The sequence below is a fragment of the Acinetobacter bereziniae LMG 1003 = CIP 70.12 genome, from assembly GCF_000368925.1.
Taxonomy (GTDB): domain Bacteria; phylum Pseudomonadota; class Gammaproteobacteria; order Pseudomonadales; family Moraxellaceae; genus Acinetobacter; species Acinetobacter bereziniae.
Genome location: NZ_KB849756.1, coordinates 428,074 through 443,219 on the forward strand (window position 1 = coordinate 428,074; position 15,146 = coordinate 443,219).

General features: G+C 35.8%; 17 protein-coding genes. 7 read left to right on the forward strand and 10 right to left on the reverse strand.

The window, feature by feature from the left end:
• Window positions 1-175: 175 nt before the first annotated feature.
• The 3 genes from F938_RS12095 to F938_RS12105 all read right to left on the reverse strand — a co-directional run bounded on the left by F938_RS12095 (window position 176) and on the right by F938_RS12105 (window position 1,947).
• The gene (locus F938_RS12095) at window positions 176-514 is read right to left on the reverse strand and encodes an immunity protein Imm33 domain-containing protein (protein WP_005032102.1); all 339 of its coding nucleotides are present in this window, start codon (window positions 512-514) and stop codon (window positions 176-178) included.
• A gap of 81 nt (window positions 515-595) precedes the next feature.
• Window positions 596-1,045 carry a hypothetical protein gene (locus tag F938_RS12100; RefSeq protein WP_228129514.1) on the reverse strand — a complete coding sequence of 150 codons (450 nt, stop codon included), beginning with the start codon at window positions 1,043-1,045 and terminating at the stop codon, window positions 596-598.
• A 29-nt stretch (window positions 1,046-1,074) separates the two neighbouring features.
• Complete coding sequence (locus F938_RS12105) at window positions 1,075-1,947, reverse strand: LysR family transcriptional regulator (protein WP_010591068.1); 873 nt, start codon at window positions 1,945-1,947, stop codon at window positions 1,075-1,077.
• A 137-nt stretch (window positions 1,948-2,084) separates the two neighbouring features.
• On the opposite strand from F938_RS12105, the gene F938_RS12110 reads away from it, so the two are divergent.
• Entirely contained in the window at window positions 2,085-3,002 is a 918-nt protein-coding gene (locus tag F938_RS12110; RefSeq protein WP_005032109.1) for an AEC family transporter, read from the forward strand.
• Between the two features lie 202 nt (window positions 3,003-3,204).
• Here F938_RS12110 and F938_RS12115 read toward each other — a convergent pair whose 3' ends face one another.
• Window positions 3,205-3,798, reverse strand: coding sequence for a 2-hydroxychromene-2-carboxylate isomerase (locus F938_RS12115; RefSeq protein ID WP_005032111.1), 594 nt, complete (start codon window positions 3,796-3,798; stop codon window positions 3,205-3,207).
• 74 nt (window positions 3,799-3,872) lie between these two features.
• Window positions 3,873-4,619 (reverse strand): SDR family oxidoreductase, encoded by a 747-nt coding sequence (locus tag F938_RS12120; protein WP_005032113.1) that lies wholly within the window; start codon window positions 4,617-4,619, stop codon window positions 3,873-3,875.
• A gap of 89 nt (window positions 4,620-4,708) precedes the next feature.
• On the opposite strand from F938_RS12120, the gene F938_RS12125 reads away from it, so the two are divergent.
• The 4 genes from F938_RS12125 (at window position 4,709) to F938_RS12140 (ending at window position 7,162) form a co-directional block, all read left to right on the forward strand.
• Window positions 4,709-5,263 (forward strand): TetR/AcrR family transcriptional regulator, encoded by a 555-nt coding sequence (locus tag F938_RS12125; protein WP_005032115.1) that lies wholly within the window; start codon window positions 4,709-4,711, stop codon window positions 5,261-5,263.
• A gap of 79 nt (window positions 5,264-5,342) precedes the next feature.
• Window positions 5,343-6,059, forward strand: a complete 717-nt coding sequence (locus tag F938_RS12130; protein ID WP_005032119.1) for a glutamine amidotransferase — start codon at window positions 5,343-5,345, stop codon at window positions 6,057-6,059.
• 228 nt (window positions 6,060-6,287) lie between these two features.
• Window positions 6,288-6,533: a putative hemolysin gene (locus tag F938_RS12135; protein ID WP_010591069.1), complete on the forward strand. Its 246-nt coding sequence runs from the start codon at window positions 6,288-6,290 to the stop codon at window positions 6,531-6,533.
• Window positions 6,534-6,982: 449 nt separating this feature from the next.
• Window positions 6,983-7,162 (forward strand): hypothetical protein, encoded by a 180-nt coding sequence (locus tag F938_RS12140; RefSeq protein WP_005032123.1) that lies wholly within the window; start codon window positions 6,983-6,985, stop codon window positions 7,160-7,162.
• Window positions 7,163-7,262: 100 nt separating this feature from the next.
• Here the strand turns inward: F938_RS12140 and F938_RS12145 are convergent, their stop codons facing one another.
• The 3 genes from F938_RS12145 to F938_RS12155 form a co-directional block, all read right to left on the reverse strand.
• Entirely contained in the window at window positions 7,263-7,943 is a 681-nt protein-coding gene (locus F938_RS12145) for a superoxide dismutase (protein WP_005032127.1), read from the reverse strand.
• A gap of 197 nt (window positions 7,944-8,140) precedes the next feature.
• Entirely contained in the window at window positions 8,141-8,527 is a 387-nt protein-coding gene (locus F938_RS12150; protein WP_005032129.1) for a hypothetical protein, read from the reverse strand.
• A 1,000-nt stretch (window positions 8,528-9,527) separates the two neighbouring features.
• A complete protein-coding gene (locus F938_RS12155) occupies window positions 9,528-10,112 on the reverse strand; it encodes a YceI family protein (protein ID WP_004824302.1) in 585 nt (194 codons plus the stop codon).
• Window positions 10,113-10,421: 309 nt separating this feature from the next.
• Here F938_RS12155 and F938_RS12160 point away from each other — a divergent pair, with 309 nt between their 5' ends.
• Complete coding sequence (locus F938_RS12160) at window positions 10,422-10,832, forward strand: OsmC family protein (protein ID WP_010591070.1); 411 nt, start codon at window positions 10,422-10,424, stop codon at window positions 10,830-10,832.
• A 64-nt stretch (window positions 10,833-10,896) separates the two neighbouring features.
• Here F938_RS12160 and F938_RS12165 read toward each other — a convergent pair whose 3' ends face one another.
• On the reverse strand, window positions 10,897-11,112 hold the full coding sequence (locus F938_RS12165) for a hypothetical protein (RefSeq protein ID WP_004824308.1): 216 nt from the start codon (window positions 11,110-11,112) through the stop codon (window positions 10,897-10,899).
• A gap of 184 nt (window positions 11,113-11,296) precedes the next feature.
• Window positions 11,297-13,285: a transketolase gene (gene tkt / locus F938_RS12170; protein WP_004824310.1), complete on the reverse strand. Its 1,989-nt coding sequence runs from the start codon at window positions 13,283-13,285 to the stop codon at window positions 11,297-11,299.
• A gap of 521 nt (window positions 13,286-13,806) precedes the next feature.
• Here tkt and metK point away from each other — a divergent pair.
• Window positions 13,807-14,973 (forward strand): methionine adenosyltransferase, encoded by a 1,167-nt coding sequence (gene metK, locus F938_RS12175; protein WP_004824311.1) that lies wholly within the window; start codon window positions 13,807-13,809, stop codon window positions 14,971-14,973.
• Window positions 14,974-15,146 lie beyond the last annotated feature (173 nt).

The window sequence follows — 15,146 nt, forward strand, 5'->3', positions numbered from 1 at the left end:
CGAGGGGTACATCCTCATACCCCCGCTCAACATGGCGACATCCATGTCGCCTCACGATAGCAAAACCATCTATGATTCAAAAGTACAAAATAAATGAATCATCCAAATCACTTGTATGAATAATCAGGCGGTTTGGCTGTATCATCTTTCATCAAAAATTTTTATCGAACTCAGCTTATTGAGCTATAGGATTTAACCAAACATCTTCATAACCATGTTTATCAATAATCACCTGAAAACCTGGTTCAAGCGCCAAATAAGGTAAAATTTCAGGTAAGTATTGATGCAAATGAGATACATGCATCGCTTGATAAAAATCAGACGCTGAAGAATATTCACCACAATGAATAAACCAAGATACATTTTCCTCTTTTTCAAGAACCATACGTACTGCATAAATTGGTTGTTGACCTAAACTTTGCATTGCAAAAGCCACCATCTCCATATCATCAAGCGGGATATATTCTGAATTATATTTCTCACAAATTTGTTTTTGTAAATCTTCTAAATGCATAGATCAAAATCCATAAACTCTTATTAACACACACTTTTTTGCTTATAAAACAGTAACGCTACGATAATGCTATTCATTGCTTTATCTATATTTACGCCACAATAATTTTATGCTTTCAAAGCTATAGCCTAACGTTGCTCTTAAATTCAACATCAATAACATGGTTAAAAATACAACCAGAAACATGAAAATACGTTGCGTATAGAAGTTCTGCTCACCAAGTGTTTTATATTTGTTCAATGCCAAATATAAAATAAAAAATAATCCATAAAAAAATAATTGAAAGTATATTTTATAGCTAAACTTTTTTTCTACGGTATCAGCCAATACCAAAGACATAAAAAATGCAGAAAAAGCAGTAAAAAAAAGAAAGCCAAGTACCCATAAAACCTCAAAACCTTTGATAAAACCAATTGCCCATAAACAAAGATTGGCAATAATCAGGCAAAATATAAATGCTTTTTTTGGTTGTTCTAATAATTTATAGAACAATTGAGCCATCATCTTTCTACCTATTTTTTGCAAAAACATCCAAAGAGATTTTTAGTTTCAAAAACCTGTTAAACCGTCTGAGCAATATCAATAAACGCTTGCGCAATTGGACTGATTTGCTTTTTATTTTTTACAGCCAAACCTATAGATCGCTTAACATTTGGAGACAACGGCATCTTTTGTACATTTGGAAAAAGAGTCATCAAATCCTTATTTAGCGCCATATCTGCAACAATTGATACACCAGCATTATTATTCACCATATTAATAATGGTTAAAATTTGAGAAAAATAGCTTTTAATCTTTGGACTTAAATTTGCTTTTCTAAACATCTCAGTCACGTGATTCTGACTCCCCGCAGAGGTCATTAAAAAAGGATATTCAACCAGTTCATTTAATCTCACTGCACTGTGTTGAGCCAATGGATTTGACTTGGGAATGAGGGCAATAAAAATATCTTCAATTACTGGAAAAGTATCAAAACGTTCTTCAGGCAATACCACAAAACCCACATCAATTGTACGATCATGAATCCATTGTGAAATATCTTTGTCAGTTCCCTCTTTGATAAACACTTCAATATTTGGAAACTGCAAACTAAATTTCTCTAATATTAAGGGAATGAGTACATTAGAAGAAGATGCACCGAATGATCCAATTCTCAATGTTCCTGAATGAAAACCATGTATGTCAGAGATTTCTTGTTTTAAAAGATTAGATGTATTTAGAATTTCTTTGGCATGAACTAAAAGCCTAATCCCTACTTCAGTCAGCTCAACTTCATTATGATTGCGATAAAAAAGTGTTACAGCCCACTCTTGCTCCAAACCTTTAATTGCATGTGATATTGCAGACTGAGTGATTTGCAAGCGTTGTGCTGCCCCTGTAAAGCTTTTTTGTTCAGCCAGCATGGCAAAGATGCTGAGTTGGGTAAATGTCATGGCTACTCTATCCATGAGTAAAAACTCATTTTACCATGAATCGACATAAGTCATATTCTTTATCTAAAGTTACATACGTCGCGCCTAAACTGATATCTAAATCACTTGTTCGGCTAATTTTGTATAGAGCATTCAGCATGTTGCAAATGATTCAAATTCTGTTTCCATCCATTGCATTAATTGGTTTAGGTTTTTATCTATTCCAATCTGGCACAATTGATGAAAAATTCTGGAATGGTGCAGAAAAGCTCAACTACTATATTTTATTTCCAGCCTTGTTATTTAGCTCTCTTGCCAATGCAGATATGAATATGGGACATCTGCATAGTATTTTAGCTATGATTTTTTTAATAATGGCGCTGATCGTCGTCACTGTCTATTTATTTGCAAAATTGAATCATACACCTGTGGCACAAATTGGAGTGTATATACAGAGCTTGATTCGTTTTAATACCTATTTGGGTTTATCCATTGCGACAAGTTTAGATAATCCTGAAATCAAAAGCATATTGGTCAATATTCTGGCAATTGCAATTCCTGCGGTTAATGTCATTTCCATTCTTTCATTGAGCCCTAAAAATGAGTTAAACATTAAAGCTATCTTTTTATCTTTAATCAAAAATCCATTAATTAGCTCATGTATTTTTGGCATCGCATTTAACGTCCTACATATTCCAATTTGGTCAGGGTTTGCGAATTTACTCAGCGCTTTTTCCAGCAGTAGTCTCATGCTAGGACTGTTATGTGTTGGAACAGCAATACAATTTACAACGCTCAAATATTATCTGAAAAAATCGTTCATCATTAGCCTAATCAGATTATTGGTTATTCCACTACTGGCATTTATCATGATGCAATTATTTGCATTTAATGCTTCAGCAGTCATTGCCATTATGATCTTCTTTTCGATTCCAACGGCATCATCTGCTTATATTTTAACAAAATTATTAAATGGTGATTATCAACTAATGGCTGCAACCATCAGTATGCAAACGGTATTGTCTGTATTTAGTTTGGCGTTAATTTTGAGTTTATTGCAGTATTTTTATCATTAGCAGTTGAACAACAGGTTCTGAGTTTGATCTACTCAATATGAAAAAAGAACTTCTAACTTGTATAAAATATTTTAAAGCCTACTCAATTACCAATAAAAAGTGCTGTGGTTAATTACAGCACTTTTAGCAAAAAACGAAACAATGTAATTTCTTCATTGAAGTGGTTAATTCATCAAATATTAATTTAGCCCAAATGATAAGCTTATTGTTGATTCAATTCCATTTCAACAAAATGGAGATGATCGACACCCCAAAACATTTCTTTCCCTACAAACCATGTAGGTGCACCAAACACACCGCATTCGATTGCTTCTTCTGTGATTTGCTTCAGTTGCATTTTAACTTGATCATCAGATAGCCATATTTGCACCTGTTCAGCACTAAAGCCAAGAGATTCAATCAAATTCATTAATACATCAATATCATTTAAATTTTGTGGATGCCCAAACATCGCATCAAATAAAGCATTCAGTACTGTCAAAAAACATTCAGGGCGATAAAGCTGGACCGCAGTAATTATGCGCATCAAATTCAGCGTATTTATTGGAAAATATGGGTTCATTTGTATTGAAATATCCCAGAGATTTGACCACCGTTGCATATCAACCATCGAATAACGTGCTTTGGCAGGCACAGTCATGGGGCTACTATTCCCTGTCGCTTTAAATACGCCACCGAGTAATATCGGTTTCCATACAATCTGTGCTTGATGTAGCTTTGCAATTTTTTGAATCTGATAAAAACCAAGATAGCTGTATGGGCTTCCTAGATCAAAGTAAAATTCAATCTGTTTCATGTTCTATCATCCTTTAGCCTACTCGGCTTATTATTTTAAAAATCCCTTGATCAAACTTTCTTCTAGAAAGTGACTTACCACTTCTCAATCCAAGGTCTTAAATCCAATTCATGTGTCCATGAATCTCGTGGTTGCTGAGCAATATGCCAATAATTCTCAGCGATGTGTTCAGGATTTAAAATACCATCTTGATCTTTCTTTTCATAAATGTGTGGAAAAGAATTTTTGATAAAATCGGTATCAATTGCACCGTCAACAACAACATGCGCCACATGAATATTTTGTGGACCAAGTTCACGAGCCATACTTTGTGCAAGCGCTCGAAGTGCATGCTTTGCCCCAGCAAATGCAGAAAAATATGCAGCGCCACGCAAACCTGCTGTTGCGCCAGTAAATATAATGGTTCCCTGTTGTCGTGTAACCATACGCTTTGCAACTTCACGTCCAGTTAAAAAAGCAGCAAAACATGCCATTTCCCAAATTTTAAAATATTTACGTGCTGTTTCTTCAAGAATACTACAAGGCACATTTGCACCAATATTAAAAACCAACACCTCGATTTGTCCTATATTATTTTCAATATCTTCAATCAATTTAATAACTTGTTCTTCCTTTCGTGCATCTGAAGCAAAACCATAGGCTCGCCCACCTGCTTCCTCGATCTCATCGATCAGCGGTTGTAACTTTTCCGCATTACGACGGGTCATACAACTGATATAACCGCCCCGGGCAAAGCGCTTGGCAATCGCACCTCCTGTTGCATCTCCAGCACCAATGACTAGCGCGACTTTATTACTTTGTCCTTGACTATGAGCTTGCATAATATCACCCTTTTACATAACGATCGTTATTATAACGATTACTATGTTATAGTTTTAAAACAAGGTCAAGAAAAGATTGATGTAAAACTATGCGATACCAATCCGGCTATAAAGCAGAAAAAAGAAAGCAACTTCTTGAAATTAGTGGACAACTCGCTAAAAAGAATGGCTTTGCCGTAACTGGTATAGATGGATTCATGAAAGCTGCAGGTGTGACAAGCGGAGCGTTCTATTCACACTTCTCATCCAAACAGGATTTATTTAAAGCACTTGTTGAAAATGAACTGAAAGACAGTATCGAAAAATGGGAAAATAACCCTTATGACCAAGCAGAACAATGGCTAGAGTTCGAATTGAATCGATATCTCACAGTTTCACATGTTGAACACGCTGAGTATGGATGTATTTTACCTGCCTTAGCCACTGAAATTTCCCGTTCAGATCTAGAAATTAAACAACTTTATCAAAAAGAATTACAGCGCGGACATGCGCTATTTTCGAAACATTTAGGCAGTGAAGAAAAAGCTTGGAGCGTTTTATGTCAATTGGTGGGTGCGATTCTAATGGCACGCAGTATCGCTGATGAAAACATTAAATTGATCATTTTAGAGTCGAGTAAAAAAGCGATACAGGCAATGTTATAAATTACAGTATAAACCACGTGTTCAACGAAGTATAAACTGGTATAAATAGCAATAACCTTATTCAATCCACTGTCAAATTATGGCTATCTCTAATACAACGCTTCCCAAAACGATCTATGCCATCCAACATTTAGCGTTTGAAGATCTGGGAACACTCGAAGATACTTTTTATGAACTCGGCTATCGTGTTCGCTACTTTGAAGCGGGTGTGGATAATTTAAAACCTGCACTTGAGTTTGAAGGACTGACCATTATTTTAGGTGGACCGATTGGGGTTTATGAGACCGAAGACTACCCATTCCTAAATGATGAAATTAAATATCTTGAGCAGCGGATCGCTAAAAATCTCCCAACTATAGGGATTTGTTTAGGCGCTCAGTTAATTGCGCATGCCTTGGGCGCAAAAGTTTATCCAGGACATCAAAAAGAAATTGGTTGGAGTAAATTAAGACTCAGTTTGGTAAAAAATAATCCTTTATTGCCTCTAGCCAATCACGAAGTTTTACACTGGCATGGGGATAGTTTTGACTTACCTGTGACTGCTGAATTACTCGCAAGCTCATCGATTTATACCAATCAAGCTTTCAGAGTAGGACAAAATATTCTCGCCTTACAATTTCATCTAGAAGTTGCAGCGGAGTATATGGAAAAGTGGTTGATTGGTCATACAAGTGAACTTCGTCAAGCGGGTTTAAATATTCCGCAATTGCGAGCAGATAATGAAAAATATGCCCCACAATTAGAATTACAAGCACCACTTGTTATTGAACATTATCTCAAAAACTTTGATCAATAGTTTTGCTTTGAAGGTTTGGCAAATATTAAGATCAACAATATTTGCCTCAAATGAATGATTATGATCGATCAATATCAAAATCGTTGATCTTCTATTAGCGAATAGAATGTCTAATTTATGCGTAATAGATAACATATTAAATACATTGGGTTGAGGTGATCGTTTTATAATTTATACTTCATAACTTATATCCATCTTGCAATGAAAAAAATACTGATTGGAGCATCTTTGCTCACAACCTTGCTAGTTTCAGCTTGTTCAACACCTGAAGTGAAGACACCAGAACCACAATCGCTTGGTATGGCAAATCCTGCCAGTGTTTATTGTAATAAAGTTGGCGGCACATCAATCGTGAAGAAAGATTCTCGTGGCAATGAAGTTGGATACTGTCGTTTAGCAGATGGCAAAGTCGTCGAGGAATGGGAGTTATTTAGAAGTGCTCAGCAAGAAGATTCAAAAGCGCAGCCAGGATAAACTTTAAATGAATACCTAATGTTTTATTGCCATTACAATATCTTATTGTAATGGCTTTATTTTTTTATATTCCTATAAAATTTCAGTTTTGATAAGCTCAACGAGCAAATGAAATTTTCAACGGAATTTTGCTTTTATACTTCTTCAATATAACAAAAGTGCTAGAAAATATATAATTTTTAACGAGTGTAGAATTTAAAAAACTCTTACGCAAAAACATAAGCTTAAATAAAAGAACTATTCACTGCTCAAATAAACTTACAAATTTTGCGTTGTTTTTAGTTGAGATACCACGTAAATCCATTGAATTAGTAGATTTAATGAGTTTATTCATATGCACTTAACATCTTTCGTTTAGATTTCATTAGACCTAAGATTAATGTAAAATATTGTTATTGATTATCATTATCAGTTAAACCTTATTCTACTTATCCAACGAGGAATGCCTCATGAGCAGTATTGTACTCAAAGTTATCTTAATCATATCTTTTATTATTGCCTTGCTTGGTATCATAGCTGGACTTTACTTGTCTGATCTCATCATATTATCTGTTGGGATTCTAGCGATTGTAGCAACGCTATTAGCATTTCTTGAATTGAGGAAAAATCGCTACAACCCTTTTCATTAAAGGTTCAATAGATACATTCAATAAAAATAATTTTATTTCTCGCCTTCCCTCCTTTCGTCAAGGTTTAAAAAAACCACTTGAAAGTGGTTTTAATTGTGGATCATTTGTTTGCCTGCGCATAACGATCACTGACTTTTTTCCAATTCACAACTGTCCAAAATGCTTTAGTATAATCTGCTCTACGATTTTGATATTTTAAATAATAAGCATGTTCCCATACATCCAATCCCAATAACGGTGTCCCTTTTACTTCTGCAACATCCATCAAAGGATTATCTTGGTTGGGTGTAGAACTCACTGCCAATTTGCCATTCGGTTGCACGATCAACCAAGCCCACCCTGAACCAAATCGACCTGTTGCAGCCTCATTAAATTTTGTCTGAAAATTTTCAAATGAACCGAAATCTTTTTTAATTTGTTTTAATAATTTCGTTGAAGGTTTTCCTGAAGATGCTGTTGGAGATAAGCTTTCCCAAAAAAATGCATGATTAAAATGTCCACCACCATTGTTACGCACTGCTGTATTGTATTTTGAAATTTGTGCTTGAACCGCTTCTATACTGAGCTGATCTAGATCAGGATAATTCTTAATTTGCGCATTTAAATTATCAACATAGGCTTTGTGATGTTTACCATAATGAATTTCCATTGTCGTCGCATCTATTGCAGGTTCCAATGCGTTAACACTATATGGTAAAGGTGCTTGCTTAAAGTCGGCATTTGCTGAGAAACTGAATCCCATAGTCATTGCCAGCACTGCAATTTTTAACTTCATGTTCATTGGATTAAAGCCTTAAATGATAATTAAAATCATTTACAAAATATAATCCTTTCCGATACATGTCAAATCGAAAAGCCATTTCTCGATCAAAACAAATTTTAATGATTCATGGTATGACCAAAGTTAAATTAAAACTCTCTTTCACCTATGCTTTATAATTGATTCCATAGTGACATTACGCCATACAAATGAGCGATTCACATTACAAAACAAATGCCTGATGAAATAAGCCAAAACTTCATCGAATTTTCAGGAAAATAGGGTTTCAATAAGGAAACCCCCAAAGCACGGATGATTAATACAATTGAAACTGCCATTAATATCCATTTCGTGAATGGGAGTAGAGCCACTACCCCAGCACCAGAAAGTGCAAAAATAGACCATGAAAAAAGAATGAGCGCAATCAAAATGGTCACCAAAATTGGTTGAATTTTACCCGCTTCAAATTCACCTGCTAGACGTTCACCTGCCCCTAAAAATCGAAAGGCTGAACCACCGATAGCAAGACAAGCCAAATGTGCGATTGCAGCTGCAGCATCAAATAATGCAGCAATGATTAGAATGCCATTTGCTGTACTCAACATGGAGAATCTTCCTTATCACTTTTAATTGATTTAAAAAATAATGAATAAAAACAAAGCTAAAAATCAAACATTACACTTTTTATTTAAACATAGATATTGCCGTAACAATCTAATCCATAAATTCATCTAAATCTAAAAAAAAAGAAAAACAGTACATTTAAAATTTGTTTTCATTTGATGCCAAGCACCAACAACAATGCGCATAATCGATAAGAATTTTTAGCTTATCCCAAGCTTTAACTAAGCAAGCTTTAGCCTTATTTTTTCCTGTATGAATAAGCCTTCTAAAGATTAAAATAAACCATAAGCTTTATAAAGCTACAGCATAATCCTTAAACAGGTGAAGTATCAAAATGCAAGCGAATTATCATAAGTATTCTCTTGATTCGGTAGCAATTCAGCTAAAAGTTCTTTGCACAAAAAACAATCCCCAAAGAGATTGATTAAGGACAGCTGATGATATAAAAGTTGCATCGAAAAAAAACCAACTTGCTAAAGTTGGTATGCGCAATATCTTATTTTAGTAATGAGATATTATAAATATGCAAGTCCATTGCGCCATGCCATATTAGCCTAATTCTTGTATAAAGAATAATTATAAAAATTCAGCCAAAAATGAAAATAATTCATTCGGTTATTTGAACCGTTATTGATTATCCACTGACTTGATCGATAATAATCTTGCTTAGAGCATCCCTGAAATAAGATGCTTTAGAATAAAAAATTTTTTTATGCTCTATAACTACAGCTCATTCATATGAATAGAATGATCAAAACCACATTGGAATGGTTTCAAGTCTTGTACTTATAATTGACCTTAAAAAGTGCTGTATAAATCATTGAGCCCAAACCTTCAAAATCGTTAAGAACAATGCTGATTTTTAATAGGGTATTTTGGCTAATATTAAATATTGTTTTATTGAAAATAATCAGACCACTTAATCGACAAATCAAAAAAAGGCTTACATTGATTTTTGCCAATGTAAGCCAGTTTTGATAATTACTTGCTTGCTGGAACAGAAGCTTCAGTCGTAATGTTTACAGTGATTTTATCACCCACATTTGGCACATATGCACCTACACCAAATGCTGAACGATTAAACGAAGTTGTTGCATTAAAACCAATAGATTGTGCTTTGGTCATTGGATGCACACCTTGTTTATTTAAAACTGCATCTAAAACAACAGGTTTAGTCACATCTTTCACAGTAAGATTACCTGTGATTTTGTATTTATTTTTACCTAAAGCTTGTACTTTGGTACTTTTAAAAGTGATGTTTGGATATTTTTCAGCATCAAAAAAATCAGGAGTTTTTAAATGTTCATCCAAAGCTTTTACATTGGTATTTAAGCTTGCTAATGGAATGGTCACGTTGACAGATGAGTCAGCAGGTTTTGCATTATCAACAGAAATTGTTCCTTGAATGTCGCTAAAATTTGCTGAAGGAGTTGAAAAACCAAAGTGATTCCAAGTAAAAACTGTCGCTGTGTGCGTTGGATCAATTTTATAATCAACTGGTTTTGCAACACTAAAAGTTGCAACTGAAGCTACCGCCAAACCTAATGTTAATGCTTTAAAGTTCATATTGTTAATCTCGCTATCGAATGACTATTATTCTATACGCTTCCAACACAAATTCACTGTTATTGATAATACGATATGTTGCATATATGCAACGATTCAAATTGCTATCTTATGATACATAACTTTGAACCTTATCTACCTATACAATGCTTTGTTTTATAGACATAAAATGAGGAATTGGCATTTCAAATGATCAGAAATCCACACTTCGTTTGAGTACTTGGAATCAAGAATGAAATAAATTTCACTAGATCATCAAGTGAAAATTTTATATTTATAGAACATGTCTTTTATGTGATGAATAATTTTATGGTAAACATTGCTCAAGCTCAAAGTACGCAAATCCCTTATCAGGTCACATTAACCAACCCTCAAGGACATATCTGGTATGCCGATGAGCCAAACGATAAGGGAGGACAAGATACTGCACCAAATCCTATCCAAATTCTTTTATCTGCTTTAGGTGCATGTACAGTCATCACATTGGAAATGTATGCCAAGCATAAAGATTTGAAAATTGAACATGTACAACTTGATTTAGCATTAAATCCAGAAGATGAACCAGAAGCTGGGCAAAACATTATAACGCGAACAATTCAACTGAAAGGCGATTTCACTGAAGAACAACACAAACGCCTACTCAAAGTTGCAGAAAGTTGCCCTGTTCATAAACTATTAACCTCAAATATTCAGATTCAGACTGAGCTAGATCTGAGCTAGTACAATTTAGGTTTATTTATATTCATCTATATCAATCAAAAGCCCCTTTCGGGGCTTTTTAGTCTTAAAGCTTTTCAACCAAGACACGATCAACCTGTTTTAAGCCAGAGTGCTTTTCATGGTTTTTGCGTCGAATCTTGATGATTTTGTCTTCTTGAAAGTCCTGTAATAGCAACTCTACTGCAACCATGGATTCAAGTGGTAAATCCTGCCCAATCCACTTTTGCTCACCCGCATCCATCAAAGTGATTTCATCACTAATCTGTTCATAAAGGCTCATATTTTCCTCACTTATGGTATATGTATCACCATATTTCATGAATACAGAATGAATGGCACAACTATATACCTTTTGCTAAAAACTGCTACTAAAATTTGCTGAATTTACCGACAACATTAAAAAACTATCTACAAAATAAAAACGCCCACTTTGGGGCGTTCTTATCGCTTTAAAAAGCTGAATATTAAGCAGTTAACTCATTTACAGCAGCAACCACAGCTTCTGTGGTGATTCCAAAGAATTGGAACAAGTCTTTTGCAGGAGCAGACTCGCCATAAGTTGTCATACCAATAACTTTGCCATCTAAACCGACAAACTTCCACCAGTAATCCACATGACCTGCTTCAACAGCAACACGCGCGCGGATGTTTGATGGCAATACTGCTTCACGGTACGCAGCATCTTGTTTAACAAACTCTTCTGCACATGGCATAGATACCACACGTACACCTTCAAGTTGTGCATGTGCTTCCATCGCCAATGAAACTTCTGAACCTGTTGCAATAATGATTGCTTTTAATTCACCTTTTTCTTCAGCCAATACATAACCACCTTTTGCAACATTCTCAATTTGTGTTTGAGTACGTGCTTGGAATGGTAAATTTTGACGAGAGAAGATTAATGCTGTTGGACCTTCTTTACGTGTTAATGCAGATTTCCAAGAAATCGAAGCTTCAACCGTATCACATGGGCGCCAAGTATTTAAATTTGGAGTACCACGTAGAGAAGCAATTTGCTCTACAGGTTGGTGTGTAGGACCATCTTCACCTAAACCAATTGAGTCATGTGTATAGACATGAATCACACGTTGCTTCATCAAAGCAGACATACGTACTGCATTTCGTGCATATTCCATAAACATCAAGAATGTTGCAACATAAGGAATGAAACCGCCATGTAAGGCAACACCATTGGCAATCGCAGTCATACCGAACTCACGTACACCATAATGTACATAGTTACCTGCTGGATCAGACTCAACACCTTTGGCACCTTTCCACAAGGTTAAGTTTGAACCTGCCAAATCCGCAGAACCACCTAAAATTTCAGGAAGTAAAGGCGCAAACGCTTGAATAGCATTTTGACTCGCTTTACGCGTTGCAATTGTTTCACCTTTCGCATTGACTTCAGCAATATATGCATCTGCTTGAGCCAAGAAATCTGCTGGTAAATCACCTTCTACGCGGCGTTTAAATTCAGCTGCTTCAGTTGGATATTTTGCAGCATAGGCAGCAAAAGTTTCGTTCCAAGTCGCTTCAGACGCTGAACCTTTCGCTTTTGCATCCCAAGCCGTATAAATATCAGAAGGAATAACAAATGCTTCTTCTTTCCAACCTAATGCTTCACGGGTTAATGTGATTTCATCATTACCTAATGGCGCACCGTGACAGTCTTCTTTACCCTGCTTGTTGGGTGAACCTAAACCAATAATGGTTTTACAGATAATCAACGTTGGTTTTGCAATTTCTTCACGTGCTTCAACTGTTGCAGCGCGAATAGCATCAGCATCATGACCATCTACACGAAGAACTTGCCAACCATAAGCTTTAAAACGCTCTTCAGTGTCATCTGAGAACCAGCCTTCTACTTCACCATCAATAGAAATACCGTTGTCATCATAGTAAGCAATCAGTTTTCCAAGCCCTAAAGTTCCAGCAAGTGAACATGCTTCATGGGAGATACCTTCCATTAAACAACCATCACCCAAGAAACAGTAAGTAAAATGGTCTACAACTTTAATGTCATCTTTATTGAATTGCGCAGCTAAAGTTTTTTCAGCCAGTGCAAAACCAACCGCATTAGCAATACCCTGACCCAATGGACCAGTCGTTGTCTCAATACCCGGTGCATAACCTAATTCTGGATGACCTGGTGTTTTAGAATGTAATTGACGGAACTGTTTAATATCTTCAATAGAAAGATCGTAACCAGTTAAATGTAACAGCGCATATTGCAACATTGAACCATGACCATTAGACAATACAAAGCGGTCGCGGTTTGCCCATTGCGGATTTGTTGGATTATGATTTAAAAATTCGCGCCATACGACATCAGCGATATCTGCCATCCCCATTGGTGCACCTGGATGTCCAGAATTGGCTTTTTGCACAGCATCCATAGCCAATACACGAATTGCGTTAGCTATACGACGTTCATTCAACGGGGTTGTCATAGATCAGAGTCCAATAAATAAAAAATATAGGAAGATGAATAGATATTCAAAAACTGTGATGTATTGTCTTAAAAAAAACGATCAGGGTAAAGACTTAAGTCTATATTTATCCCTTTTGGTTGCAAATTAATTAAAAAATAAACGAAATACAGCCGAAACGACATTAATACTGATCGATAACCGTCATGATTTTGCATCAACCGTTATATAAACTCAAAGCAATACAGTAGATTTTTAAACTGAGTTTTTATCACGATCACAATGAAAAATGAAGAGAACCAAACAAAGTTTAATTTAATCGCATAACCAATAAATTGCTCAATTAAAACAACTTGTTGTTTTTTAAAAATCGGCAATATGTGCACAATTCAAGCACCTTTATCAATTTTCCTAATGAACATATCAATTAAAAACACATAAAAATGAATTTTATTCATGATTTTTAATCAGGTAATGCTAGTCCTCAGGCTGAAGTCGATGTAACATATTGCGTCTTTATAAATTACTGTGATAGGACTTTCATGCGCGAGTATGCTGTTTTTACTTCGGAATCTGTGAGCGAAGGCCATCCAGATAAAATGGCTGACCAAATCAGTGACGCTATCTTGGATGCAATCTTAAAAGAAGACCCATATGCACGGGTTGCCTGCGAAACATTAGTAAAAACTGGTGCGGTGATTCTTGCGGGTGAAATCACCACGACAGCAAATGTCGATTTTGAATCGATTGTTCGTCACACGGTTAATGGTATTGGCTACCACCATACAGATCTTGGTTTTGATGGCTCAACATGTGCTGTGATCAACATGATTGGTAAACAATCACCTGAAATTGCGCAAGGTGTTGATCGTCAAAAACCTGAAGATCAGGGTGCAGGCGACCAAGGCTTAATGTTTGGCTATGCGAGCCGTGAAACAGATGTGCTGATGCCAGCACCTATTTCATATGCACACCGCTTAATGGAAAAACAAGCTGAATTACGTCGTAATGGTACATTGCCGTGGTTACGTCCAGATGCCAAAAGCCAAGTTACGTTTGCTTATGAAAATGGCAAGCCTGTTCGTTTAGATGCAGTGGTACTCTCTACTCAACATGATCCTGAAATTTCACAAGCGAATTTAAAAGAAGCAGTGATTGAAGAAATCGTGAAAAAGATCATCCCTGCTGAAATGTTCCATGCTGAAACCAAATTCCATATTAACCCAACAGGTTTATTTGTGATTGGTGGTCCAGTGGGTGACTGTGGTTTAACTGGTCGTAAAATTATTGTTGATACTTATGGCGGTATGGCTCGTCATGGTGGTGGTGCTTTCTCTGGTAAAGATCCATCAAAAGTTGATCGCTCAGCAGCGTATGCTGGTCGTTATGTGGCAAAAAATATTGTTGCAGCAGGACTTGCTGATAAGTGTGAAATCCAAGTGTCTTATGCAATTGGTGTGGCTGAACCAACTTCAATTTCAATCAATACCTTCAATACAGGTAAGGTATCTGATGAATTGATCATTCAATTGGTACGTGAACACTTCGATTTACGCCCTTATGGCATTACCCGTATGCTTGATTTGATTCAGCCAATGTATAAGCAAACTGCTGCTTATGGGCACTTTGGTCGCGAAGGTTCAGACACTGCATTTACATGGGAAAAAACAGATAAAGTTGAAGCGCTTAAAGCATCAGCAAATCTATAATTTCTCAAAAATTCATCGTAAAAAAGCTCGCAAATGCGAGCTTTTTTGTTTGTTAAAGATATGGAAATATATACCTCAAAAAATTCCCTCCTCTCTAGCAGTTTCAATTTAAATTAAATCAAAAAACACTTATCTTCTTTTATCTCTATTATTTGCATGTACTTCATCTTATT

What these genes read in the sequence shown, in the direction of transcription:
- F938_RS12095 (WP_005032102.1), bottom strand. Translation starts at nt 514, where the DNA reads ATGCATTTAGAAGATTTACAAAAACAAATTTGTGAGAAATATAATTCA.
- F938_RS12155 (WP_004824302.1), bottom strand. Translation starts at nt 10,112, where the DNA reads ATGAACTTTAAAGCATTAACATTAGGTTTGGCGGTAGCTTCAGTTGCA.
- F938_RS12105 (WP_010591068.1), bottom strand. Translation starts at nt 1,947, where the DNA reads ATGACATTTACCCAACTCAGCATCTTTGCCATGCTGGCTGAACAAAAA.
- F938_RS12130 (WP_005032119.1), top strand. Translation starts at nt 5,343, where the DNA reads ATGGCTATCTCTAATACAACGCTTCCCAAAACGATCTATGCCATCCAA.
- F938_RS12100 (WP_228129514.1), bottom strand. Translation starts at nt 1,045, where the DNA reads ATGTTTTTGCAAAAAATAGGTAGAAAGATGATGGCTCAATTGTTCTAT.
- F938_RS12110 (WP_005032109.1), top strand. Translation starts at nt 2,085, where the DNA reads ATGTTGCAAATGATTCAAATTCTGTTTCCATCCATTGCATTAATTGGT.
- F938_RS12160 (WP_010591070.1), top strand. Translation starts at nt 10,422, where the DNA reads ATGGTAAACATTGCTCAAGCTCAAAGTACGCAAATCCCTTATCAGGTC.
- F938_RS12125 (WP_005032115.1), top strand. Translation starts at nt 4,709, where the DNA reads ATGCGATACCAATCCGGCTATAAAGCAGAAAAAAGAAAGCAACTTCTT.
- F938_RS12150 (WP_005032129.1), bottom strand. Translation starts at nt 8,527, where the DNA reads ATGTTGAGTACAGCAAATGGCATTCTAATCATTGCTGCATTATTTGAT.
- tkt (WP_004824310.1), bottom strand. Translation starts at nt 13,285, where the DNA reads ATGACAACCCCGTTGAATGAACGTCGTATAGCTAACGCAATTCGTGTA.
- F938_RS12115 (WP_005032111.1), bottom strand. Translation starts at nt 3,798, where the DNA reads ATGAAACAGATTGAATTTTACTTTGATCTAGGAAGCCCATACAGCTAT.
- F938_RS12140 (WP_005032123.1), top strand. Translation starts at nt 6,983, where the DNA reads ATGAGCAGTATTGTACTCAAAGTTATCTTAATCATATCTTTTATTATT.
- F938_RS12145 (WP_005032127.1), bottom strand. Translation starts at nt 7,943, where the DNA reads ATGAACATGAAGTTAAAAATTGCAGTGCTGGCAATGACTATGGGATTC.
- F938_RS12120 (WP_005032113.1), bottom strand. Translation starts at nt 4,619, where the DNA reads ATGCAAGCTCATAGTCAAGGACAAAGTAATAAAGTCGCGCTAGTCATT.
- metK (WP_004824311.1), top strand. Translation starts at nt 13,807, where the DNA reads ATGCGCGAGTATGCTGTTTTTACTTCGGAATCTGTGAGCGAAGGCCAT.
- F938_RS12165 (WP_004824308.1), bottom strand. Translation starts at nt 11,112, where the DNA reads ATGAGCCTTTATGAACAGATTAGTGATGAAATCACTTTGATGGATGCG.